Origin of the sequence: Dyella flava (assembly GCF_016904955.1) — a bacterium.
In the GTDB taxonomy this organism is placed as follows: domain Bacteria; phylum Pseudomonadota; class Gammaproteobacteria; order Xanthomonadales; family Rhodanobacteraceae; genus Dyella_B; species Dyella_B flava.
Genome location: NZ_JADIKE010000028.1, coordinates 36,153 through 59,760 on the forward strand (window position 1 = coordinate 36,153; position 23,608 = coordinate 59,760).

Annotated in this window: 17 protein-coding genes; 6 read left to right on the plus strand and 11 right to left on the minus strand. The window is 57.8% G+C overall.

What is annotated here, in order from left to right:
- The first annotated feature begins 329 nt into the window (after positions 1-329).
- Positions 330-2,486, plus strand: a complete 2,157-nt coding sequence (locus ISP19_RS04335) for a S53 family peptidase (RefSeq protein WP_204680122.1) — start codon at positions 330-332, stop codon at positions 2,484-2,486.
- Between the two features lie 143 nt (positions 2,487-2,629).
- On the opposite strand, the gene ISP19_RS04340 is transcribed toward ISP19_RS04335, so the two are convergent.
- From ISP19_RS04340 to rfbB, 5 genes are read right to left on the minus strand one after another with little or no spacing between them, the layout of a single operon-like run.
- A complete protein-coding gene (locus tag ISP19_RS04340; RefSeq protein WP_204680123.1) occupies positions 2,630-4,042 on the minus strand; it encodes a mannose-1-phosphate guanylyltransferase/mannose-6-phosphate isomerase in 1,413 nt (470 codons plus the stop codon).
- A gap of 3 nt (positions 4,043-4,045) precedes the next feature.
- Positions 4,046-4,981 (minus strand): dTDP-4-dehydrorhamnose reductase, encoded by a 936-nt coding sequence (rfbD, locus tag ISP19_RS04345; protein WP_204680124.1) that lies wholly within the window; start codon positions 4,979-4,981, stop codon positions 4,046-4,048.
- The gene (gene rfbC, locus ISP19_RS04350; protein WP_204680125.1) at positions 4,978-5,535 is read right to left on the minus strand and encodes a dTDP-4-dehydrorhamnose 3,5-epimerase; all 558 of its coding nucleotides are present in this window, start codon (positions 5,533-5,535) and stop codon (positions 4,978-4,980) included. Before rfbC ends, rfbD begins: the two co-directional genes overlap by 4 nt.
- Positions 5,532-6,419 carry a glucose-1-phosphate thymidylyltransferase RfbA gene (rfbA, locus tag ISP19_RS04355; protein WP_204680126.1) on the minus strand — a complete coding sequence of 296 codons (888 nt, stop codon included), beginning with the start codon at positions 6,417-6,419 and terminating at the stop codon, positions 5,532-5,534. The genes rfbC and rfbA overlap by 4 nt, the downstream gene beginning before the upstream one ends.
- Complete coding sequence (gene rfbB / locus ISP19_RS04360; RefSeq protein WP_204680127.1) at positions 6,416-7,465, minus strand: dTDP-glucose 4,6-dehydratase; 1,050 nt, start codon at positions 7,463-7,465, stop codon at positions 6,416-6,418. The genes rfbA and rfbB overlap by 4 nt, the downstream gene beginning before the upstream one ends.
- A 247-nt stretch (positions 7,466-7,712) precedes the next feature.
- On the opposite strand from rfbB, the gene ISP19_RS21465 reads away from it, so the two are divergent.
- The 4 genes from ISP19_RS21465 (at position 7,713) to ISP19_RS04380 (ending at position 15,337) form a co-directional block, all read left to right on the plus strand.
- Positions 7,713-9,044 carry a glycosyltransferase family 4 protein gene (locus ISP19_RS21465; RefSeq protein WP_204680128.1) on the plus strand — a complete coding sequence of 444 codons (1,332 nt, stop codon included), beginning with the start codon at positions 7,713-7,715 and terminating at the stop codon, positions 9,042-9,044.
- Positions 9,045-9,599: 555 nt separating this feature from the next.
- Complete coding sequence (locus tag ISP19_RS04370) at positions 9,600-13,334, plus strand: glycosyltransferase (protein WP_204680129.1); 3,735 nt, start codon at positions 9,600-9,602, stop codon at positions 13,332-13,334.
- Positions 13,335-13,413: 79 nt separating this feature from the next.
- Positions 13,414-14,448, plus strand: coding sequence for a GDP-mannose 4,6-dehydratase (gene gmd, locus ISP19_RS04375; RefSeq protein ID WP_204680130.1), 1,035 nt, complete (start codon positions 13,414-13,416; stop codon positions 14,446-14,448).
- On the plus strand, positions 14,432-15,337 hold the full coding sequence (locus ISP19_RS04380; RefSeq protein ID WP_204680131.1) for a GDP-mannose 4,6-dehydratase: 906 nt from the start codon (positions 14,432-14,434) through the stop codon (positions 15,335-15,337). The genes gmd and ISP19_RS04380 overlap by 17 nt, the downstream gene beginning before the upstream one ends.
- A 7-nt stretch (positions 15,338-15,344) precedes the next feature.
- On the opposite strand, the gene ISP19_RS04385 is transcribed toward ISP19_RS04380, so the two are convergent.
- Genes ISP19_RS04385 through ISP19_RS04395 form a run of 3 tightly spaced genes read right to left on the minus strand, consistent with a single transcriptional unit; the run spans position 15,345 to position 18,213 of the window.
- Complete coding sequence (locus ISP19_RS04385; RefSeq protein WP_204680132.1) at positions 15,345-16,580, minus strand: ABC transporter ATP-binding protein; 1,236 nt, start codon at positions 16,578-16,580, stop codon at positions 15,345-15,347.
- A complete protein-coding gene (locus tag ISP19_RS04390; protein ID WP_204680133.1) occupies positions 16,580-17,377 on the minus strand; it encodes an ABC transporter permease in 798 nt (265 codons plus the stop codon). The genes ISP19_RS04385 and ISP19_RS04390 overlap by 1 nt, the downstream gene beginning before the upstream one ends.
- 59 nt (positions 17,378-17,436) lie before the next feature.
- Positions 17,437-18,213, minus strand: a complete 777-nt coding sequence (locus tag ISP19_RS04395; protein WP_204680134.1) for a class I SAM-dependent methyltransferase — start codon at positions 18,211-18,213, stop codon at positions 17,437-17,439.
- A gap of 241 nt (positions 18,214-18,454) precedes the next feature.
- On the opposite strand from ISP19_RS04395, the gene ISP19_RS04400 reads away from it, so the two are divergent.
- Entirely contained in the window at positions 18,455-19,552 is a 1,098-nt protein-coding gene (locus tag ISP19_RS04400; RefSeq protein WP_204680135.1) for an acyltransferase family protein, read from the plus strand.
- Here ISP19_RS04400 and ISP19_RS04405 read toward each other — a convergent pair.
- The 3 genes from ISP19_RS04405 to ISP19_RS04415 are packed head-to-tail and all read right to left on the minus strand — an operon-like array spanning position 19,539 to position 23,550.
- Complete coding sequence (locus ISP19_RS04405) at positions 19,539-20,756, minus strand: acyltransferase family protein (protein ID WP_204680136.1); 1,218 nt, start codon at positions 20,754-20,756, stop codon at positions 19,539-19,541. The genes ISP19_RS04400 and ISP19_RS04405 overlap by 14 nt on opposite strands.
- Positions 20,753-22,069 carry a glycosyltransferase gene (locus ISP19_RS04410; protein ID WP_204680137.1) on the minus strand — a complete coding sequence of 439 codons (1,317 nt, stop codon included), beginning with the start codon at positions 22,067-22,069 and terminating at the stop codon, positions 20,753-20,755. Before ISP19_RS04410 ends, ISP19_RS04405 begins: the two co-directional genes overlap by 4 nt.
- Positions 22,066-23,550 (minus strand): glycosyltransferase, encoded by a 1,485-nt coding sequence (locus ISP19_RS04415; protein ID WP_204680138.1) that lies wholly within the window; start codon positions 23,548-23,550, stop codon positions 22,066-22,068. The genes ISP19_RS04410 and ISP19_RS04415 overlap by 4 nt, the downstream gene beginning before the upstream one ends.
- Positions 23,551-23,608: the final 58 nt, after the last annotated feature.

Here is a 23,608-nt window from a genome sequence, read left to right on the forward strand (position 1 = left end):
GATCGGCCAGCTGTGCGCGTGCAGTGAAACCGCATGCGTGCGGCATTTTTCTCACCTACAAAAAAGTGTGATTGATTTCATGTAAGTGTCATCTATCGATCACGCAATTTGCATGTTAGAAAGATCCCACAGGGGGAAGGCAGCGATCTGCAGCACATGGGCTCGTGCTGGATGCATCGCAGTGAAGCAAGTGGGGGAGTTGTTCTTACCGAAGATGTCAGTTGTCGATGTGCGTTCAGTGCGGCGTGGTCCCGCCATGCCGCTGACATGGGACGCATCGCCCATTCACGGGCACCGCTTCTTACAAAAATCCTTGGGGAGAAACACACGTGAGATTTGCATCCGTACGTTCTGGCGGCCGCCGTGCTGCCAAGCTTGCCTTGACCCTTTTGGCAGCCAGCGTGGCATCGTCCTACGCCACGCACAGCCATGCAGCCGTTACGATCGGCCTGCTTTCAACGCCGCAAATTACCCAGGCGCCGAACAACAACGATCGCGTCACCATACCGGGCAATGTTTCGGCTTTTGCCACGGCCGCCAACGACCATGGCCGCGTCGACGATTCGACGGCTATGAACAACATGCAGTTGCAGCTCAAGCGTCCAGCTGATCGTGAGCTGGCGTTGCAGGCCTTGATGCAGCAGCAGCTCACCAAGGGTTCGTCGAACTATCACAAGTGGTTGACCAACGCAGAGCTGGGTGAGCAGTACGGTCCATCCCAGATGGATATCGATGTCATTGCCGGTTGGCTGAAGTCCGAGGGTTTCGCGGTCAACAAGGTTTATCAGAATGGCATGACGATTGACTTCTCCGGCAACGCCGGACAGGTGCGCCAGGCGTTCGGCACCGAGATCCATCATCTCAACGTCAACGGCGAGGCGCATATCGGCAACATGAGTGAGCCGCAGATTCCGGCTGCGCTGGCCGGCGTGGTGGAGGGCGTGGTGTCACTGAATGACTTCCGCCCGCATGTGAACTACAAGCAGCATCTGGATTACACCTTCTCCGAAAGCGGATCCACCTACTACGCGGTGACGCCGGCTGATCTGGCGACAATCTATAACCTCAAGCCGCTATTCAGTGCGGGCATCAACGGTAGTGGTGAAACGATTGCGCTGATCGAAGACACCAATGTGTACTCGACCAGCGACATCACCACGTTCCGCTCCACGTTCGGCCTGCCCACTGCCAGCTTCAGCCAGGTTCATCCGGAAAGCTGCACCAACCCCGGCGATGTGGTCGGCAACGATGGCGAGGCGGAGCTCGATGTGGAATATGCCGGTGCCGCAGCTCCGGGCGCCACGCTTGAACTGGTTTCCTGCGCCGATACCACCACCACCTTCGGTGGCCTGATCGCGATGGAGAACCTGCTTGAAGCGGGCCATGCGCCGACCGTTTGGAGTGTGAGCTACGGGGAGTGCGAAGCGGAAAACGGCGCGACCCAGAATGCCGCATACAGTTCCACCTATGAAAGCGCCGCCGCCGAAGGCATTTCGGTGTTCGTCTCTGCGGGTGACGAAGGCGCCGCCAGCTGCGACGCTGACGAAAGCAATGCCACGCACGGTATCGGGGTAAGCGGTTTTGCGTCCACGCCCTACAACGTGGCCGTGGGCGGCACCGATTTTGGCGACACCTATGCCGGCACCAACAGTACCTACTGGAGTTCGAGCAACAGTTCGACCTACGGTTCGGCGCTGTCTTACATCCCGGAAATTCCGTGGAACGATTCCTGCGCCAGCTCGCTGATCTCCTCCAAGGAGGGCTACAGCACGCCGTATGGCAAGAGCGGTTTCTGCAATAGCAGCGTGGGCAAGGAAGATTTCCTGACCACGGCTTCGGGTAGTGGCGGCCCAAGCGGTTGCGCCACAGGTTCGCCCAGTACCAGCGGTGTGGTGAGTGGCAGTTGCGCGGGGTGGTCCAAGCCTTCCTGGCAGTCCGGCCTGGTGGGGAATCCCAGCGATGGCGTGCGTGACATTCCCGACGTTTCGCTGTTCGCGGCGAACGGTGTGTTGGGCCACTACTACGTTTATTGCTATAGCAACACCAAGGGTGAAGGGGCAGCTTGTACGGGTGCGCCCAGTGGCTGGGCCGGCGCAGGTGGCACTTCGTTCGCTTCGCCGATCATGGCGGGCATCCAGGCGCTGGTGGATCAGCACAACAGCTTTACCACCGGTGCAGGCAATCCGGCGCCGACCTATTACTCCATCGCCAAGACGGAGTACGGCTCGGCGGGTAGCGCCACCTGTAATTCCAGCGACGGCGATACGGTGGGTAGCTCGTGCGTGTTCTACGACGTCACCCAGGGTGACATGGACGTGAACTGCACAGGCTCGCACAGCTGCTACAAGCCATCGGGTACGTATGGGGTGTTGTCGACCTCTACCTCAGCCTACGACAAGGCCTATGGCACGGGCACGGGCTGGGATTTCGCCACCGGCATCGGTTCGGTGAATGCCTATAACCTGGTTTATGCCTCAGCCTGGTGAGTCGTTCACAGGTGTGAATATAGGCGCCCCCTGGTTTTCCAGGGGGCGCTTTGTTTTGGTTGCCGGGAATGAATGGCGAGACAATCGGCCAGGGCAGGCTCTCGAAAGCAGCACTGCCATGAATGCTGCCGCGTCAAGCGTGATCAGGAGCGACCGTAGACGTCGTCGAAGCGGACGATATCGTCTTCGCCCAGGTAACTGCCGGATTGCACTTCGATCAGCTCCAGCGGAACCTTGCCCGGGTTGCTCAGACGATGGACGCTGCCCAGCGGGATATAGGTGCTCTGGTTTTCGGTCATCAGGAACACCTTGTCATCGCAGGTGACTTCGGCGGTACCGGAGACCACGATCCAGTGTTCGGCGCGATGATGATGTTTTTGCAGGCTCAGGCTGGCGCCGGGCTTCACCACAATGCGCTTCACCTGGAAGCGGCTACCCGCTTCGAGTGAGTCGTAGCTGCCCCACGGACGATGCACGACGCGATGGAAGGAGTGCTCGGTGCGGCCCGAGGCCTTCAACTGATCGACCACCTTTTTCACGTCCTGTGCGGCATCGCGGTGAGCCACCAGCGTGGCATCCGGCGTGCTGACGACGATCAGATCGTCCACGCCCACGGTGGCGATCATGTGGCGATCATGCGAACGCAGCAGCGAGTTGCGAGTATTCACCGCCATGGTGTCGCCTTCGCGCTGGTTGCCTTGTTCGTCGTGCTTGCCCGATAGCCACAGCGCCGACCACGAGCCGATATCGCTCCACGCGCAGCTCACCGGGATCACGGCTGCGCGGGCGGTTTTCTCCATCACCGCATAGTCGATCGAGTTGTCAGGCACCTTGGCGAACGCCGCCCCATCCACGCGCACGAAGTCCAGATCGCCGTGGCCGGTGGCGTACGCGGCGCGTACCGCAGCAAGCATGTCGGGGGCGTGCTGACCCAGTTCTTCCAGATAGCGAGCGGCCTTGAACAGGAACATGCCGGAGTTCCAGTCGTAACCGCCATCATCGAGATAGCCCTGAGCCGTGACCTGGTCCGGCTTCTCCACGAACTTCGCCACGCGGAAGGCGCTACCGCCGATCGATTCGGCCCGGCGGATATAGCCGAAGCCGGTTTCCGGGCGGTCCGGGCGAATGCCGAAGGTCACCAGCCAGCCATCGCGCGCGGCGGGGAGGGCTTGTTGCACGGCAGCGGTAAAGCTCTGGGTGTCACCGATCAGGTGATCGGCTGGCAGCACCAGCAGCAGGGCCTCTGCATCAAGTTCCAGTGCTTTCAGCGCCCCCAGCGCGATCGCCGGCGCAGTGTTGCGGGCTGCAGGCTCCAGCACGATCGTGGCACCTTGGACCCCTGCTTCGAGCAATTGGTCCGCCGCCAGGAAACGGTGGTCTTCGCTGGCAACCACAACCGGTGCGGCGACGTCCGGCAATAGGCGCGTGCGTGCCACCGTCTGCTGGAAAAGCGTGTCCTGGCCCGTCAGGGAGAGGAACTGTTTGGGCATGTTTCGGCGGGAAACCGGCCATAGACGCGTGCCGCTGCCGCCGCTAAGAATCAAAGGAATCAGCATGGTTCAACCAGCCTGAAGGTGGAGCTTCTCGATAACGTGATGCAGGCCGTCCTGCCACTCCGGCAGAGCATAGCCGAAGCGCTGCTGGAAACTGGTGTTGTCCAGCACGGACCAGCCCGGGCGCTTGGCCGGCGTAGGGAATTCCGCCGTGGTGATGGGAACAACCCGTGGCATGCGCTGAAGCAGACCTTTCGCATGCGCCGCCTGGAGCAGGGCGGTGGCGAAGCCGTGCCAGCTGGTATGTCCGCTAGCTACCAGATGATGCGTACCCTGCATGGCTTGGCGCTGCGCGGTATCTGCCTGCTGCCAGGCCTGGATGGCCGCCAGGGTGCCGCCTACGATCAGGTCGGTGCTGGTCGGTGCGCCGTGCTGGTCGGCCACGACGCGCAACTCCTCACGTTCCGCGCCCAGGCGCAACATGGTGCGCAGGAAATTGTGGCCATGCGCTGCATACACCCAGGCGGTGCGCAGCAGCAGATGATTTGCACCGCTGGCCGTCAGTGCTTTTTCACCTGCCAGCTTGCTTCGGCCATAGGCGCTGATGGGCGCGGTAGCGGCGTCTGTCCGATAAGGTGTCGATCCGCTGCCGTCGAACACATAGTCGGTGGAGTAATGCACGACCAACGCATCGTTGGCCGCGGCCCAACGGCTGATGACCCCGACTGCTTCTCCGTTGATGCGGGTGGCGAGATCTTCCTCTTGCTCGGCGCGATCGACCGCGGTGTAAGCGGCGCTATTCACTATGAGCTGCGGGCGTATCGTGTCCAACAGAGACGGCAGCGTGTCAGGTGCGGAGAGGTCGGCAACCACCGCGACACCGCCATCCGTGCGCTTGCCATCCCGGCTGGCCGGCGTAACTTGACCGAGTCTTGCAAGTCCGCCGTGCTCAAGAAAGCTGCGGCCTAGCTGGCCGTTGGCGCCGAGCAGCAGGATGTTCATGCGGTGAACACAGGGAGCCGGTCGGCGGATACATCCGCAAGCAACGGCGCTTTGAGATCTTTCTCGGAAAGCTGCGGGCCGCTGATCGGCCAATCGATGCCAAGACTTGCGTCATCCCAGCGGATGCTCGCGTCGGCTTTGGCGTCATAGAGCGCCGTGCACTGGTAAGTGAAGGTCGCGAAATCGGACAGCACACAGAAGCCGTGTGCAAAACCCTCGGGTATCCAGAAGTGCCGGTGATTGTCGGCAGTAAGCATGACACCGGCCCACTGGCCGAAGGTGGGAGATCCACGGCGGATATCTACCGCGACGTCATACACTTCACCTTCAAGCACGCTGACCAGCTTGCCCTGTGGATTGGGCCACTGGTAATGCAGTCCGCGCAATACGCCTTTGCTTGAGCGCGAAACGTTGCTCTGGACAAACGTTGCGCTAATGCCGGCAGCAACGTATTTCGCCTGGTTGTAGCTCTCGTAGAAAAATCCGCGTGCATCCCCGAACACTTGCGGCTCGATCACTACTACGCCGGGCAGTGTGGTCTGGATGATTTTCATTCTACGTGCCCTTGTTCAATCAGATGCTGCAGGTATTGCCCGTAGCCGGTCTTTGCAAGAGGGGCGGCCAGGCGCATGACTTGCTCTGCATCGATCCAGCCATGCGCGTAGGCAATTTCCTCCGGGCAGCACACCTTCAGGCCCTGACGGTTCTCGATCGTTTCGATGTAATTGCCGGCCTGCATCAGCGATTCGTGCGTGCCGGTATCAAGCCACGCGTAGCCACGGCCAAGCTGTTCAAGATGCAGCGAGCCGTCTTCGAGATAGCGCCGGTTGAGGTCGGTAATTTCCAGCTCGCCGCGAGGGGACGGTTTCAGGTCCGCCGCGTAGTCGCATACCCGTTGATCGTAGAAATAAAGGCCCGTCACGGCATAGTGAGACTTCGGCTTCGACGGTTTTTCTTCCAGGCCGATCACGCGGCCGTTGGCGTCGAATTCCGCCACGCCATAGCGCTCGGGATCCCTTACCCAGTAGCCGAATACGGTAGCGCCGTGATCACGCGAGCTCGCGCGTTTCAGTCGTTCCGTCAGTCCGACGCCATAGAAGATGTTGTCACCAAGCACCAGGCAGCTTGGATCATTGCCAATGAAGTCGCGGCCGATCAGAAAGGCCTGGGCCAGGCCATCGGGTGAAGGCTGGACGGCATATTCGATGCGGATGCCCCACTGGGAGCCATCGCCCAGCAAGCGCTGGAACAGTGCTTGCTCATGCGGCGTGTTGATGATCAGGATTTCGCGGATGCCCGCGAGCATCAGGGTAGCCAGCGGGTAAAAAATCATGGGCTTGTCGTAGACGGGCAGCAATTGCTTGCTCACCGCCTGCGTGATCGGGTACAGCCTTGTGCCGGAACCTCCGGCGAGAATGATGCCCTTGCGTGCGGTCATGTGCCCAGGCGCTCCATCCGATAGCTACCGTCGAGTACGCGCTTCACCCATGCCTGATGGGAGAGATACCAATCTACAGTTTGCGTGATACCCGTTTCAAACGTTTGGGAAGGTTGCCAACCCAATTCACGCTTCAGCTTGCTGGCGTCAATGGCGTAGCGCCGGTCGTGACCCGGCCGGTCCTTCACGTAGGTGATCAGCGACTCGCGCGGGCGTCCATCAGCCAACGGTTGGCGAGCGTCGAGCAGGGCGCAGATGGTCTTTACGACCGTGATGTTGGTTTGCTCGGCATTGCCGCCGACATTGTAGGTTTCACCCAGACGGCCCGCCTCGAGCACGCGGCGGATCGCCGAGCAATGATCCCCGACGAACAGCCAGTCGCGAATATTGAGGCCGTCGCCATAGACGGGCAGTGGTTCGCCTGCCAGCGCCTTCTGGATAATCAGTGGGATCAGCTTCTCGGGGAACTGATAAGGCCCGTAATTGTTCGAGCAATTGGTGGTAAGCGTCGGCAAGCCATAGGTGTGATGAAAAGCGCGGACCAGGTGGTCTGACGCGGCCTTGGATGCGGAATAGGGCGAATTGGGCGCGTAAGCGGTGGTTTCGGTGAATTGGCCTGCTTCGCCCAGTGAGCCATACACCTCGTCGGTGGAAACGTGCAGGAAACGGAAGGCATCCTTTGCGCTGCCCTCCAACTCGCGCCAGTAATCGCGCGCCGTTTCGAGCAGGCCCAGTGTTCCCACGACATTGGTTTCGATGAAGGCGGCGGGGCCATCGATCGACCGGTCAACATGCGATTCAGCGGCGAAATTGACAATTGCCTGAGGCTCGTGCTCACGGAGCAGTTTTGCGACGAGGGCGCGGTCCCCTATGTCGCCCTGCACAAAAACATGTCGATGATTACCTTGCAAGGAAGCGAGGGTGTCGAGGTTCCCGGCGTAGGTGAGCTTGTCCAGGTTGATCACCTGCAGCCCATCCGCCACCGCTTGCAAGACAAAATTGGCCCCGATAAAGCCGGCTCCACCGGTAACGAGCAAAGGTTTCATGTATAACTCCAAATAGAACGATTATTCTGTCACAGAGCGGATCGACTTGGGCTGGGTGGCCCCAAGGGTGAGTGGGCCAGCTGTTCATGGTCGGAGTCGATAGGGGGCGTTCGCACCACAATGTTCATGCAGTCGGCTTCGCCACAGGAAAGCGGCGGTCGGTAGCAAATAAGAGCCGTGCGAGGTAAAAGTGTCGATTTATTTCCGGTGCACACCACGGTTTACGAAGTGGCGACTGATTACTGGCGTGCTCAATCACCGCTACTGGTCGATGCTTCGGTCCTGGATTCCCCTTTCCTGGCGGATTCGCGTTCGTGGGGCATTGGCGACCTCGGCGTATCGCGACTTCCGCTTCAACCGGGACCTGGGGTGGGGGGGCGAATCAGTGCAGGTGGCTCACCCTTTCTCGCATCGTCTTGCGGCGCATGCGAAGGCCGAGGCGCAGGGTATTGATTTACACGGATTCCTGTCTCGCTGGCTGGGGCTTGGCGAATGCGCAAGACTTTATGCCCGGGCGCTATTGGAATCAGGATTCCCGGTATCGCTGCACGATGTGGATATTGATATCCCGCACGCGCGTCATGACCGTACATTGGCGGGACATTTCCGGCTGGCTCCGGAGTACCGGCGCGACTTGATCTTTGTTAATCCCGATCACTGGGATGACGCCCTGGGCAGGCTCTACGGAAGCGGGGGAGGGCGAGACCGCTACACCATCGGTTATTGGTTCTGGGAGCTGGAGCGTTTCCCCGACGCGTGGTTACCTGCGCTGGATAGCGTTGATGAAATTATGGTCTCTTCGGAATTCGTCGAGCGTGCATTGCGTGGCGTTACTGACAAGCCGATTACGCGCGTGCCATTGCCGGTTGTTCTGGGCGAAGATAGCGGATTGATGCGTCATCATTTCGGACTGGATGAACATAGCTACGTCTATTTTTGCTCCTTCGATTTCAATTCATCGATTGCCAGGAAGAATCCCTTTGCTGTGATCAAGGCTTTTTGCCTGGCCTTCCCGCGCGGGGATGAGAAGGTGAGTCTCCTCATCAAGTCGTTCAATGGTGATCGTGACATCGTCCTCCTGATGCAACTGGCTGCCGCTGCGGCAGCCGATCACCGGATCATGTTGCGCGATGACATGCTGGAGCGGTCCGATCTGCAAGCCCTGCATCGCTGTGTGGATGTGCATGTCTCACTGCATAGATCCGAGGGTTTCGGACTGGGCATGGCGGAGGCGATGTGCATGGGGAAGCCCGTCGTTGCGACGTCTTATTCGGGCAACATGGAGTACATGACGCCGGACAACAGCTGCCTCGTGGATTTCGACATGGTTCCCGTGCGGGAAGGTGAATATCAGCATGGCAAGGGCCAGTATTGGGCAGAGCCAGATCCACTGCACGCAGCGCAGCACATGCGGAAGCTGTACGAGGATCGCGCCTTCGGTACGCGCATCGGGGTAAAGGCATTGGCTGATATGCAAAGACGTTTTTCGGCGGATGCTTGCATGGCTGTACTTGAGCAGCGATTGAATCAACTCGATGATGCGTGCCAGGCGCCGGTTATGGGTTCTCGAGTTGGTTAATCCGTTGGTGCAAAGGCGCCAAACTGTTTGATGGAATGACGATGATGGAAAATGGTGACCAACCTGCTGTGACGCCTCCCTCGGGTCCTTCCGAGATGAGTCAGCAAGATACTGTCCATTGGCGAGAGCTGGCTGCACGTAGGCTCGCGCTGCTTGTGACCGCCGAGCACGATGTCTCGACGTTGAGGGATCGTTTGGACATGCTGCAGTCCGAACAGCAATGGCTATTGCGGGAGCGAGACGGGCAATTGCTGCGCATCCGTAATCTCGAACGTGAATTGGCAACGCTTGTAACCAGTCGATCATGGCGAGTGACGGCGCCTTTGAGGAGATCGGCACATCGGTGGACACATGTGAAGGCTACATTGCGGACTGTGCTCCGTTGGCTCGTCAAGCGGCCGGTTGTGAGGCCGGTCATTCGGCTGATCGCGCGCATGTTCCCCAGCTTGAGTCTGCGATGGCGTGCCCGATTGCATGCGCAATGATCCGCAATGCAGGGCATGCCAAATCGAGCTGCGCGCGATATGTGGTCATGCCAGTGACGAGATTGACTAGATGAAGATTGCTCTGGATTTGCAGGGGGCTCAGTCGAATAGTCGGCATCGGGGTATCGGACGCTACACCCTTTCAATGGCGAAGGCGTTCGCAAAAGTCGCTTCCGCGCACGAACTATGGCTCGTGTTGAATGGGCGTCACGTCGATAGCACGGTAGAACTGGTAGAGCAGTTCCATGGATTGATTCCGCGTTCGCGGATTGTTGTTAGAGAGTTGCCACAGGATATCGCGGGGTGCATTCCCGATAACCAGATACGTGCGCGCATTGCGGAGGCAGTGCAGGCGGATCTCTTTGCGGATATGAATGCTGATTGCATCTGGCACAGCAGCATGTTCGAGGGCTGGGGCGATGACTCGATCGCGGCGCTCGGAGCCGGGGAGGATGATGAGCGACATGTTGCCACGCTCTATGACCTCATTCCGCTGCTACATCCGGATCGGTATCTCCATGATCCCAAATACCAGCACTGGTATTACAGGCGATTGGGCCTGCTGAAACGTTGCGGCCTGCTCCTGGCGATATCCGAATCCTCGCGCAGCGAAGTCATTGAGCGGCTGGACCTGGAGCCCTCTCGTGTGGCAGTGGTACATGCCGCTGCTGACGAAGCGTTCAAACCCATGCCCGCGAGTGGGCTGGATTGGGAGCGTTGGCGCGGAGATTACGGTATCCGTCCCGGCTTTCTTCTTTATGCCGGGGGGTACGATGCGCATAAAAATGTCGACGCACTGATTGCGGCCTATGCCGAATTACCTGTGGTTACAAGACAGAAGCATGTGTTAGTGCTGGCCGGGCGCTGTGATCCTCTGGTCGAGCGGCAGCTGCGCATATATTCGCGTCGTGCAGGATTGAGCGAGGGGGCGGTTCTTTTTACCGGTGGCGTAGAAGATGCCGAGCTCGCGAAGCTCTATTCCAGTTGCGAATTGTTTGTGGCGCCCTCGCTTCACGAAGGCTTTGGTCTGCCCGCTCTGGAAGCTATGGCTTGCGGTGCGGCTGTCATCGGGTCGAATACGGCGAGCCTTCCCGAGGTAATCGGTCGGGCCGATGCGCTGTTTAATCCGCGCAGCATCAGTGCAATGGTTGAAAAGATGCAGCACGTTCTCAGTGATGCTGCCATGCGCAAGCAGCTTCGCGAGTATGGGCGTTTGAGGGCGGGTCAATTTGCCTGGTCCGATAGTGCGCGAAGGGCGCTGGAAGCCATTGAAAATCATCTTCCCGGTAAGGCAACAACTACTTTGCGGGGAAATCGCCCCCGTCTTATTTATGTGTCGCCACTGCCGCCCGAGCGGTCCGGAATAGCGGACTACAGTGCGCGCCTTCTGCGAGAGCTGGCCACCCATTACGACATTGATGTGGTCGCCGATCAGTTGGAAGTCAGGGATCCGTGGGTACGTGCCAACTTCCCGATTCGTTCGCTGGAGTGGTTGAAATCTCCTGTCAATGCCGACCTGCGTATTCTCTATCACGTAGGAAATTCGCCGCTTCATGCAGGCATGTTCGAAGCACTCAGGGAGCGTCCAGGCGTCGTTGTCCTGCACGATTTCTTCCTGGGGGCGGTCCGCAACTGGATGGCACATCAAGCTCGGGATGACAGGCTTTTCAAGCAGGATCTGTACAGGAGTCATGGCTATCCGGCGCTGTTGCGTGACTTGCACTACGGGCGCGGTGCTGCCATCAACACGTATCCAGTCAGTCTTGAGGTTATTGATGCTGCACAGGGTGTGATCGTGCATTCGCATCATGCGGTGGATTTGGCGCGTCGCCGCTATGGCCCAGTCGCGGCGTCCAAGTTCATGGTGGCCCCCTTTTCCCGGGCTGTTACGCACGGAGATCGTGATTCGTCGCGCCGAGCGCTCGGTATAGGTGCCGATGATTATGTGGTATGCAGCTTTGGCATGCTGGCGCCGACCAAGATGAATCATCGGCTGCTCGATGCCTGGCTGCAGTCTTCGCTCGCGGAAGACTTGCGATGCCATCTCATTTTTGTCGGCGAAAATCATGGTGGTGACTATGGGCGGGAGCTGCTTGCCGTCATGCACGCAGCCAAATGCAGGCGGCGCCTGCATATCACCGGTTTCGTCGACGCCAACCGTTATACCGATTATCTGGCGGCCTGCGATGTGGCCGTGCAATTGAGAACGGACTCGCGTGGCGAAACGTCTGCGGCGATCTTCGATGTGATGGCGCAGGGCATCCCATTGATAGTCAATGCACATGGTTCCTCGGCCGAACTATCGCGCGACGTTACGCTACAGATCGACGACGCCTTCGCCGACGACGACCTGGTAGTCGCATTGCAGTGCCTGCACCAGGACGAATCCTTGCGGATGACGTTGGGCAAGGCGGGTCAAGAATGGGTGAGGGAGCGGCATCATCCGGCCAAGGCCGCCTCGCGATACAAGGATGCAATCGAGCTGCTTGCAAGGCGATCGGCGGGTGCCAATAGCAATAAGTTGCTGGCTGACCTTCAGCGCTATGAGGCTGCTTCGACCGAGAACGCGCGACTACTGGCCGATGCGCGAGATTTGGTGGTGTTGAACCGCCATCGGCCTTATCGGCCGCGAATGTTCGTCGATGTGACAGCTACTTCCTCAAGCACGTTGCATACCGGCATAGAGCGTGTCGTGCGCGGAGTTTTGTCGCAGCTTTTGCGGGATGAGAATTTGCCGTGGCGAGTCGAGCCGGTGAAGCTGGTTGATGGCCGCTATGTTTTTGCTCATGCGTATGCATTGCACCTGATTGACCACCCTGATGTCGGTTTGCTTGAGGCGGAAGTGCGGCCTGATGCGGGAGATCTCTTGCTAGGTCTGGATTGGGTGGCTGATAAATTGCCCGCCAATGCCAGTCTGCTTGCCGCATGGCGCGCGCGAGGTGTTCGCATAGTGTTTACGGTTTATGACCTGCTGCCGGTGCTTCGTCCACAATGGTTTCCGGCAGAGATCGCTCCCATGCATGCGCGTTGGCTGGCCTGCATTGGACGTTATGCAGATGCGTTGATCGGTATCTCGAAATCCGTGGTGAATGATCTTCATCAGTGGTTTGAACTGCATCCACCGCAGCGTAAAGAATCATTAGCTTTGGGCTATTTCTATCCAGGCAGCGATCTGATGGCGACGCGGCCTAGCGCAGGCTTGCCAGCGGATGCAAATGAGCTCCTGGGACGTTTGCGCGATCGGCCTGTTTTCCTGATGGTCGGAACTGTCGAGCCACGTAAGGGCCATGCCATGGTGCTTGATGCATTCGAGCGCCTCTGGACGGAAGGCAGCGCGGCATGTCTGGTGATTGTCGGCCGGCTTGGCTGGATGTCGGATGCGTTGGCGGCTCGATTGCGCGCGCTTGCTGCGCGCGAATCCAGGCTGGTCTGGCTGGAAAATGCCAGTGACGAATACCTGGAAGCGCTGTATGGCGTGGTTCGAGCACTTATCGCCTCGTCCGAAGCGGAGGGCTTTGGACTTCCTCTGCTTGAGGCCGCCCATCGAGGCGTGCCTGTTATCGCCCGAGACATTCCCGTTTTTCGAGAAGTGGCTTCGGCGTTCGCGCAGTATTTTGATGGTAATTCCGTTGATGATCTGGCCGATGTCATCCGGGCTTGCTCGGCAGGAGCGAAAAAGGAGACGCTGTCAGTTGGCGAGGCTGGGCTAAGTTGGCAAGTGACGACGGCCAGGTTGGGGCAAATGCTGCTTGATCCTGATCATGCGCAGTGGCTTACGTTGTGGAAGTCCGGCCAAGATTCGTAATTTGTCCGGCCGGCATGGCGAATTGACAGCAGCAGGTACACGCGTAACATCGCTGGCATCCATCTCTTAAGGCTCAGGCATGAAGGCTGCATTGATTACCGGCATCACGGGGCAGGATGGTGCCTATTTGGCCGAACTTCTGCTGCAAAAGGGATACAAGGTTGTCGGTGCGTATCGGCGCACGAGTTCAACCAATTTCTGGCGTATCGAGGAGCTGGGTATCACCGAGCATCCTCAGCTTGAGCTGGCCGAATTCGACTTGAATGATATGGGTGCGGCGGTACGCTTGCTGGATAGGTTTGGCATTGACGAAATCTACAATCTTGCCGCGCAGAGCTTCGTTGGTGTCTCCTTCGACCAACCGGTAACCACAACCCAGATCACGGGGGTAGGGGCGTTGAACCTCCTGGAGGCCATCAGGATGGTCAATCCGCGCATAAGGTATTACCAGGCATCCACTTCAGAGATGTTTGGCAAGGCGGAGGCCGTTCCCCAATCAGAGACCACTCCGTTTCATCCACGTAGCCCCTATGGCGTTGCGAAGCTTTACGCGCACTGGATCACGGTTAATTACCGCGAGTCCTATGGGCTATTTGGCGCCAGCGGCATCCTGTTCAATCATGAATCCCCCTTGCGCGGGCGTGAATTCGTGACGCGAAAAATCACCGATACCGTAGCCAAGATTCGATTGGGCAAACTTGACCAGCTTGAGCTCGGCAACCTGGACGCACGGCGAGACTGGGGTTACGCGAAGGAGTATGTCGAAGGAATGTGGCGCATGATGCAAGCGGACATTCCGGATACGTACGTATTGGCCACGGAGCGAACCGAGACGGTGCGTGATTTCGCCAGCCTGGCATTCGCGGCGGCGGATATGCCGTTGGCATGGGAGGGCCAGGGACTGGAGGAGCGAGGTATTGATGTGCGCACCGGAAAAACCGTGGTGCGGATAAATCCCCGCTATTATCGCCCGGCCGAAGTGGACTTATTGATCGGAGACGCGACCAAGGCCCGCAAGGCGCTGGGTTGGGCTGCCGAAACTTCCCTGGAGTCCCTGTGTCGGATGATGATCGAGGCAGACCTGCGCAGAAATACCCATGGCATTTCATTCTGAAAAGAGCGGCAAGCGAGTCCTTGTCACCGGTTTAGGGGGATTTACAGGCCGTTACCTCGCAAAAGAGTTGCAGGAGGCCGGATACGCCGTACATGGCTTGGTATCGCCAGGAGGCAACGATCATGTTGATCTGCTGGATGAAGCGGCGGTTAAGACGGCCGTTGCACGTATACAACCCAACGCGGTGATTCACCTCGCCGGTGTGGCTTTTGCGGCACACAGTGACGTCGATAAGGTCTACCGCACCAATATTGTAGGAAGCCGGCATCTGCTGGCCGCGTTGGCGGAACTGCAGCAAAAGCCTGAGACGGTATTGTTTGCCAGCAGCGCTCTCGTCTATGGAAATTCTTCGGACAGTGAATCATCGCTTGATGAGAACTCTCCGCTGCGTCCGGCCAACGACTACGCTGTCAGTAAGCTCGCCATGGAATACATGGCAAGGACATGGTCTTCCCATTTTCGCCTGGTATTTTGCAGACCGTTTAACTACACCGGTGTTGGTCAGGATCCCCGCTTCCTTGTACCCAAGATCGTGAGTCACTTTAGCCGTGGTGATCGTCATATCGAGCTTGGAAATCTCGATGTATGGCGAGAATTTATGGACGTCCGGACCGTGGTTTGGGCGTATCGTCGTTTGTTGGAAACAGATAACGGCGACGACACGTTCAATATCTGTACCGGTGTACCCCACTCGTTGCGCGAGGTATTGGCGGCGATGGCCGATATCGCGGGATATGACATTGAGGTGAGGGTTAATCCGGCCTTTGTGCGCGAAAACGAGATTCGCCGCCTCGCCGGCGATCCCTCGCGCTTGCAGTCACGTATCGGCGCCATGCCGTCATTCAGTTTGTCCGACACGCTGCGCTGGATGTATCACGCACCCAATTGAATGGGCGTCATTCGTGCATGGGCTGGCGGGTTATGTCCACTTTGGCGTCAAGCCAGCTGCTGCCGACGAAGTCTTCCCGCTTGGTGTTGAATACATGGAACATCAGCGCGTTGTCTCGCCACTCGAAGTTCTTGTCCAGGTGAGAGTCGAAGCGTGAAAGCGATAGCGATAGCGAATAGCTGCCCTTGCCTAGGCGTGCCGGGAAGCGGAAGCAGTAAGTGGCTTCTTCGCCAGCGACCATGTTTTCCAATGGCTGTTCCAGGCGATGCGTGTTGATGCCATAGATGCAATGGCCAAGCCGGTCCGTGATCATGAAACCGAGAACCACCCGAGGCAGATCGACACGTGCCTTGATGGATACCACGAGATTGAGATCCTGGCCGACTTTGACCGACTTGACCGGCTGGTTGCTCTCGTCAAGCAGCTGTGCATCGGTAATATATACCTCTCCGGTTCCCGAAATGGTCGCCACGCGACCGTCGGCCAGTGCGAGTTGCCGAATCTTGTAGTGATCCCGCTCGGCCATCATCGCGTGATAGTAATCGAGCACATCGATCGGCGGCCCTTCCATTTTGACATGGCCGGCTTCGAGCAGGATGGCTCGATCGCACACCGTTTGAATGGCATAGCGATCATGCGAGACGATCAATAGTGTTGTCCCTTCTTTTCTAAATGTACGAATGCGGTCGAAGCTCTTGTGTTGGAAGTAGGTGTCGCCTACTGACAACGCTTCGTCGACGATCAGGATATCGGGCCGTTGTACCGTCGCGACGCTGAAAGCCAGGCGCATCTGCATGCCGCTCGAATAGGTTCGAACAGGCTGGTCGATATAGTCGCCGATCTCTGCGAATGCCTCGATGGCGGGCATGAGGTTATTGATCGTTTCAAGCGACAAGCCTAATAGCTGACCGCCCATGATCGCGTTTTGACGGCCGGTAAAGTCGGGATGAAAGCCCATGCCTAATTCAAGCATGGCAGCTACTCTACCGTGCAGCACTACTTCGCCTGCCGTAGGGCGCACCGTGCCGGTAATCAGCTTTAGCAAGGTACTTTTGCCGGCACCGTTGCTGCCTACTATGCCTACCGCTTCGCCCGCCTTCACCTCGAAGTTGATGTCCTGCAGAACCCAGTGCTTCTGGTGGCGCTGAGCACCGAAGGGCACTATCCATTCTGCAAGACGTGCCCACTGGCTAGGGTACTGCTTATAAGCCTTGCCAAGCCCTTTGATCTGAATCGCGCCCATTAGAGCTCATCCACCATATCGCCCGCATGTCGGCGAAACAAGAAAAGCCCAAGCCCGCAAAGTGCAACGGCGAGCAGCGCCACTGGCCAGATGTCGCGCCATATCGGTGTTTGCTTGTATAAAAAAATACCTTGGTAGGCCTGGGCTAGAGGTGTCATCGGGTTCATGCGAATCAAGGTTCGCGCCGATTGAGGCAGGGTGGCAGTCGAATAGACGATGGGCGTGAACCAGAACCAGAATTGCAGCAGGATGCCCACGAATTGCCCGACGTCACGAAAGAACACGTTCAGCACGCCGGCGATCACGCTAAGTCCGATCGCAAATGCTACTTGCACGATAAGTATGGGTACTGCATAAAGCGCAATCCAGCCTGGAAAATTTCGCGTGACCAACAGGAATGCCAGGAAAATAGCAAAGGCAATGCAGAAGTTGATCAGTGCGTTTAATACCGTAATCGCTGGCAGGCAAATGCGTGGGAAGTTGAGTTTCTTGATGATGTTGCCGTTTTCGATGAAAACGCTCTGTCCGCGCTGAAGGATTTCCGAAAACAAGCCCCATGTCAGCAGTCCGGCGCAAAGAAACGTACTGTATGCATAGGGGCTACCCATGCCGGGCAGTCTTGTGCGCATGAGCTCGGAGAACACTACGGTGTAAACAGTGATCATTGCCAATGGTTGCAATATCGTCCATGCGGCGCCGAGCAGGGAGTTGCGATAGCGTGCTTCAAATTCGCGTTTGACGCTGCCAAGGATAAAGCCGCGATAGCGCCAGATGGCTTTGATAATGGAAGGGCTCATGCCGGTACGGGTCTATGTGTTCAACGTTTCGGGGTGTTCCAGTAAACGCCTGTCCCGGATCAGGGTTTGCGCGCCACGACAACTTGTGAGCTGGGCAGGACCGAGTCGAGCTTCTTCTTGAGCGAAGGCCCCGATCGCGTATCGTCTAGAATGGCTCGCCATGACTCGGACCAGTGCAGAAGCGCAGGGTGATCCGGGCGAGTTATATCGACATCGCATGCCCAGAACAGTGCTTGCCAGATCGAGTGGTAAAAGCCGAATTGCGTTTGTGCCTCGACGAACAGGCCAGAGGCGGTTACGAGTTCGACAAACTGCTGCTGTGTGAAGATCCGGATATGGTTGGGCTTTTGGAAGTAGATGGGTGGCGCAATCTGTAACTGCAGGACTTCCGACTGGAATCCGGGGACGGATAGCAAGTAACGTGCGCCCGGGTTTCCAACGCGAACCAGTTCCTGCATAACCCGTTTCGGATCGTCGACATGTTCCAGAACTTCGGTGCAGATAACGCAGGTGGCCGAGTTGTCTTCCAGCGGAAGCTGATGGGCATCGGCAACCAGTGCCCGGTGCGAATGGGGCGCCAGCTCGGCCAGTTTCGAAGCCATGGCCGCGACCGCTGGCGGATCGTGGTCGATGGCGATGACGCGGGCGCCGCGCCTGGCGCAAAAAAGACTGCTGCCGCCGCCGCCAAAACCAACGTCCACGACAGTATCCCCAGGCCCTACCGGGATGCCACGGAAAACTTCGTTGGTGTCGTTTTGGTACCAGCCACTCAGGATAGCGTCATACAAGCTCAGATCAGAGGCTCTTTGCAATTGGTCCGCTTCACTGGTCTTCATGGCGGTCACATAATCCAGGGTAGATAGCGAGCCTAGTGTAGGTTCTAGCATTGGCTATTGCCATCGCAAAACAGCGCGAGGCAGGCTGTTCGGGTATTCTCCCGACATCGATGGGGCGTAGCGCCGTATATGCCGGTGGCTTGGTGACTCAGGAGTCCATCAGGATGCGGTCTATACCAGGGACGCGGCAGCGGTATACCTGGCGAGTGTGCGGGTGGCGCTTGGATGAGAATGCGAGCGAATGAAGACTCTTTCGGAAACACTGGCGCGCGATGGGAATAACTTCGACTTGATCCGCTTGTGTGCGGCACTCGCGGTCATGCTGGGGCACTCATACGGCATTTGTGGTGCCCGTTCCTTTGAACTGTTGGTGCGGTTCACACACCGCGAATCGTTCGGCAGCCTGGCCGTATATGCCTTCTTCCTGATCAGTGGATTACTGGTCTCGGCAAGTTATGCCAGACAATCTTCGCCAACCCGATTTGTTGGACTGCGTGCGGCACGCATATGGCCCGGCGCGATAGTTTGCGCAATGTTTACAGCCTTGGTGGTGGGTCCCTTGTTTACCAGCATTCCTTTGGCTGAGTACTTCTCCAATCCCGCGACGTATCGATGGCTCGCGCACAACATGTCACTGATCGGCAGTGTCGGAGGATCGCTTCCAGGCGTATTTGATAGAAATCGCCTGGGATTCGTAGTCAATGGAGCGGTCACTACATTGCCGATCGAACTGGAGTGCTATGCCATTATTCTGATCGCAGGGACATTGGGACTGGGAGCGAATTCGCGGCGTGGAACTATCATCGTGGTTGGCGTGGTAGGTGTGATCTTCGCATACTTTGTCAAGCATCCTCCCGTGCATATCACCCTCGGAGGGTTCTTCGTCAAGCGGATTCTCTACTCGTTCTATCCTGTTCCATTTTTCCTACTTGGCATGCTGCTGTATTCGTTCCGTACTCGGGTGATATTGCATTGGTTGCCGGCTTTATCGCTTCTGGTGGGATACGTTGCGCTTCGTTTTACGCCGATGGGTACGATCTTGCTGTACCCGGCCTTTGCTTATGGGGTGCTATGGCTTGCATCGCTTCGCCAATTGCGCTGGCTCAAGCCGAAATACGATTATTCGTACGGGATTTATCTGTATGGTTTCGTCATTCAGCAGACTATCGTGGCTGTGAATCCAACCTTGAGTAACTATCTGAGCGTGGCGATCGCCATCCCGATCACGGTGGTGTTGGCCGCCCTATCCTGGCATATCTTGGAGCGTCCGTGCCTGATCTGGATGCACGCGCGACATCGTTCGGCTGACCTTCAGGCGGCAGAGGTCAGTCCTGCGTGACCGGTGAGCTTAATCGGTCTGGCCCCATGTCTGTCGTTAATTGCATGAGGGTAGAGCTCCCCTGCGGTTCGTCTCGAAGCTGGTGATTCAAGAAATGTTCCGCGATACGAATGCCGCGACGTCGTAGTGGTTGCTCGATATATCGGTAGTTGAGTTCGGCCAGCAAGACACTCAGGCCGACGGCGAACGTGCACAGTGGTATCGCGGAGAGCCAAGTCGCAGGAGAGGGGATTTCGAGTCGGTCATAAATCTCGCGCATAAAGAAAAACGTGGGGATGTGGATAAGGTAAATCGCGTATGAGCGAGCCCCTATCCAGGCGAGCAATCGCGACGCGCCGTTTCGTGGGAACAGGTAACCCCGGTCATAGGAGGCGATCCAAACCAAGGTTGCTGACAACACGGCGATCAAACCGATCCGGGTATGCCAGACCGCGGTGAACGGTGCGGCCAGCAAGGCCAGGACGGCCAGCAGCAAGGCCGGTACGATCAAGCGCAAGGGCCCCAGGCGAAGAAGGTACCGAGGTTCGATCGCGATATACGTAGCCGAACGCGTCATGCAGGCCAGCAGCACGCCCCATGCCAGCGCGTCGGTGCGAAATGCCATTAAGGGGGGCATTCGTATCAGGCTGAATTGGGCTACGACCAATCCGGCCATGAAGACATCGATGCGCCGACGCAGGCAAAGCACCAGCAGCGGTAGCAAAAGGTAAAACTGCTCTTCGAGCGACAGGCTCCAATAGACGAAGCTGGCACCGTATTCACGATGAAATATCGTGCTCGCGAAACGGAAGTTGGCCACGTTCAACATACCCGCAAGTGTGGCCATCAGATTGGGCCGCACATGGCCAAAGGCGCCGCTGTCATTGAATGCGAGGACGGCCAGTAGTGTAAACCCGAGCCAGAGCCAGGCCGATGGCAGAAGTCGCCAGGCGCGCCGAATCCAGAAGGCGACGATGATCCTTGCCTGCTGGCGCAGTGTGCCGTTGAATACAGTCAACTCAGGGAGCAGGCCGCGGGCAATTACAAACCCCGAAATGGCGAAAAAAAGATCGACGCCGAACCAGAAGTCGCAGCGTTTGAACATGGCATCCAGGAAGGGCAGGCTGTTTTTGAACAGATTGCCTTGCATGTGGTGAACAGCGACGCCCAGCACCGCGATGGCGCGTAAGCATTCGATTTCATTGTTCCGGCGGGATGAGGTCATGTTGCGCCGGCAGATAGGGAGGGCGTGGATTTCTCCCCAGTGGAGGAGGATGAGATACGCTCCTCGAGAAACTGCCGAAGACGAGGCAGCAGAACGGCATTGGAGCAGTACCGCTTCAGTGAGCCAACAGCCGCCTCGCTCATTGACCTGTAGACCTCAGGCTCATGGCGTGCGACGTAGTAGCTGCAGCGATAGGCGTTCACCAGAGACTGGTAGTGCACGCGCTGGCGCAGTGTGCGGTAGGCCTGTCGTTGATCGTGGGGCCATGCACCTATTTGCAGGCTGGAGTCAATCACGAAAGCACAGTCATCGTCGATATAGTCAAGCATCGATGTATGGCGACAGGCGACGGCGGGAACGCCGGCGGACATGTATTCCATCAATGGCAGGCATTGCCCTTCGCCCCTGGACACGCTGAGGGCGTACGTCGTGTTGCGAAGCAGGGCGTTATATTGAGTTTCTTCCAAATAGGCATGGACCAGCAATACGCGACATGCCGAAGGGCCCATGGTGTAGATAGCCTCAAGCATTTCGGGGATAAGGTCGGCTGGATCGTGGTGGGTAAGCTTGATCAGAAGTGTTGCATCGGGTGTGTTGCGAAACGCTTCGCAGAAGGCGTTGATCATCTGTGGCCAGTCTTTGCGTGCGTCATAGGGATTAAGGACGGCGGTATAGACGACACCATCCAGGTTAATACTTCCCTGATACTCGTGAAAATTCGGCGGTAGTGGCAAAGCGTCGGGTGCCGCGGCCAGCAATTTGCTTTTGCAATAGGCGGACAGATCGGTGCGCGTGCTGTCGACGACCAAGCCATTTACGGTAAGCGCTCGCGAAGGGGACGGGGTGTTGTGCAAGGCTTGCATACGATCCCACAAGGGCGCGGGGATGGATGCCACGGGAAAATCGTTGCCAAGTTGAGCATGTACGCATTCAACGGTGTAACTGGAGTGCGTGATGGCGCTACCAAGTTTCGCCAGAATGCGCCGCCAATCATTGCGTGGTTTTCCGCCGAACGCTTCATTGGGCAGTGTTTCAAATTCCCACGCAAACACGGGAATGGTTGGACAGTCCAGGTTGATTGGCGTCTTGTTGGGGGGCAGGAAGCAAAGGAATAGGCAAGATTCGCCACGTGCGAGGCAGTCGCGATAAATGGGGTCTACTTCGTCAGCCGGGTCGGCAACCTCTACGACTGTGCCCAATTGTTTCAGCAGCGGCATAAACTCGCGCAGCACAAATCGATAGCTGTATTCGGGCCGCCCCAGTTGCTGCGGGATGTTGTCAGCCGACGTGCTGGTATGAACAAGTAGGATCACGGCGTAGCTGCAAGCAGGCGGGAGTCTGATACAACTGCGCCCGAGGTTGCCTGCATGGGCAAGGGTAGTTCGGGACAGAGAAATGTGTGCAGGGCAGTTGTCACGATATCGTTGCCGCAGTAATCCTGGATGGTCTGGCGCGCGCAATGCGCCATTTGCCGGTAGAGGCCGGGATCTTGATGCGCGACCGAGTAACTGCGCCGATAGGCCTCCACCAGGGATCCCCAGTCCAGTTGGCAGTAAGAGGTGCGGTTGATCTCATGGTCGCCGTGTGGCCACATCGTCGGTGTACCGGGATAGCTTTTCACGACAAAGGCAATATCGTCGCTGATGTAGTCGGCCATGGCGGTGTTGTCGGGTGCGATGGCCGGCACACCCTCATTAAGGAATTCCACCAACGGCAAGCATTGCCCTTCACATAGCGATGCATTGACGTAGAAGGTGCTGGCGCCGACGAGTGCTGCGTAATCGTCGTCGGACACGTAACCGTAAATGGCAATCACTCGGCATTTGAACGGAGCGTGCTTGGTCAGCATCATCAACAAATGGCGGTGATTATGTGGAAGATCCCGGCCGGTGAGTTTCAGTATAAGCGTGGCATCTTCCGTATCGCGGAATGCCCAGCAAAATGCGGTGACCAGATCTTCCCAGTTTTTTCGGCCGGAGGACGCCGTCAGTACGCTGGTATACACCACGCCATGCAGGTGAAGCCGCACTGGCATGCTTGGCGGAACGTTCCAGTCACACGCTAATGGGGGCTGGTATGGATCGTCCTCAAGAGAGCTTCCCCCTACGTCCATATACCGAAGGGAATGGACGGGCGCCTTTTCCAAGGACAGACCGTTGACCTCGGAGAAGTCCCTGAGGTCCGACGGGTCGAATGGCGTTCCGTCTTGCGTTTCGGGATGCAGCATCGCGTCTACATTCAGACCCATGCGATAGCTATCCGACACAGCGGCATTTAGTCGCCAGGTTATACCTTCGGGCAAAAGCGAGGCGGGATGGGTACGCGGCGGAGTCAACGAGGGCGCAATGGGGGAGGGAATGGCGGCGATGGGATATGTTCGCCCCATGCTGCGCCGAACAGCTTCTACGGTATGCGTGGATAGGCAGATGGCGCGTCCGGTGGTGGAAAAGACATAGCGCCAGTCATGGCGTGGATCGTCGCGCCAGCACGCCTCCTCGATGCGTTCGGGGATTTCCGGGTACTCCCAGGCAAATACGGGCACCGTGGGGCAGGTGAGGCCCAAAGGGGTCTTGTGTGGCGGGGCAAACGACAGCAGGACACAGCGCTCACCCCGTTGGGTGCATTGTCCATGGATGACATCCGCCTGCTGGCTGTCGCTAAGCTCGATCACCTCGCCCAACTCGGCCAGCACGGGCGCAAAGGCCCTCAACAGGAAGAAATAACTGTAATCGGCCGCCCCTAGGTGCTCTCCGATGCTGTTGCGGTCTACTTGGGCGTAAAGAAGAAATTTCATGCTGATTTAGCTACCCCAACGCAGCCCCAGCGGGCGCGATTAACCCGATGTCGGCATT

What these genes read in the sequence shown, in the direction of transcription:
- ISP19_RS04340 (WP_204680123.1), bottom strand. Translation starts at nt 4,042, where the DNA reads ATGCTGATTCCTTTGATTCTTAGCGGCGGCAGCGGCACGCGTCTATGG.
- rfbD (WP_204680124.1), bottom strand. Translation starts at nt 4,981, where the DNA reads ATGAACATCCTGCTGCTCGGCGCCAACGGCCAGCTAGGCCGCAGCTTT.
- rfbC (WP_204680125.1), bottom strand. Translation starts at nt 5,535, where the DNA reads ATGAAAATCATCCAGACCACACTGCCCGGCGTAGTAGTGATCGAGCCG.
- rfbA (WP_204680126.1), bottom strand. Translation starts at nt 6,419, where the DNA reads ATGACCGCACGCAAGGGCATCATTCTCGCCGGAGGTTCCGGCACAAGG.
- rfbB (WP_204680127.1), bottom strand. Translation starts at nt 7,465, where the DNA reads ATGAAACCTTTGCTCGTTACCGGTGGAGCCGGCTTTATCGGGGCCAAT.
- ISP19_RS04370 (WP_204680129.1), top strand. Translation starts at nt 9,600, where the DNA reads ATGAAGATTGCTCTGGATTTGCAGGGGGCTCAGTCGAATAGTCGGCAT.
- gmd (WP_204680130.1), top strand. Translation starts at nt 13,414, where the DNA reads ATGAAGGCTGCATTGATTACCGGCATCACGGGGCAGGATGGTGCCTAT.
- ISP19_RS04380 (WP_204680131.1), top strand. Translation starts at nt 14,432, where the DNA reads ATGGCATTTCATTCTGAAAAGAGCGGCAAGCGAGTCCTTGTCACCGGT.
- ISP19_RS04385 (WP_204680132.1), bottom strand. Translation starts at nt 16,580, where the DNA reads ATGGGCGCGATTCAGATCAAAGGGCTTGGCAAGGCTTATAAGCAGTAC.
- ISP19_RS04390 (WP_204680133.1), bottom strand. Translation starts at nt 17,377, where the DNA reads ATGAGCCCTTCCATTATCAAAGCCATCTGGCGCTATCGCGGCTTTATC.
- ISP19_RS04395 (WP_204680134.1), bottom strand. Translation starts at nt 18,213, where the DNA reads ATGAAGACCAGTGAAGCGGACCAATTGCAAAGAGCCTCTGATCTGAGC.
- ISP19_RS04400 (WP_204680135.1), top strand. Translation starts at nt 18,455, where the DNA reads ATGAAGACTCTTTCGGAAACACTGGCGCGCGATGGGAATAACTTCGAC.
- ISP19_RS04405 (WP_204680136.1), bottom strand. Translation starts at nt 20,756, where the DNA reads ATGACCTCATCCCGCCGGAACAATGAAATCGAATGCTTACGCGCCATC.
- ISP19_RS04415 (WP_204680138.1), bottom strand. Translation starts at nt 23,550, where the DNA reads ATGAAATTTCTTCTTTACGCCCAAGTAGACCGCAACAGCATCGGAGAG.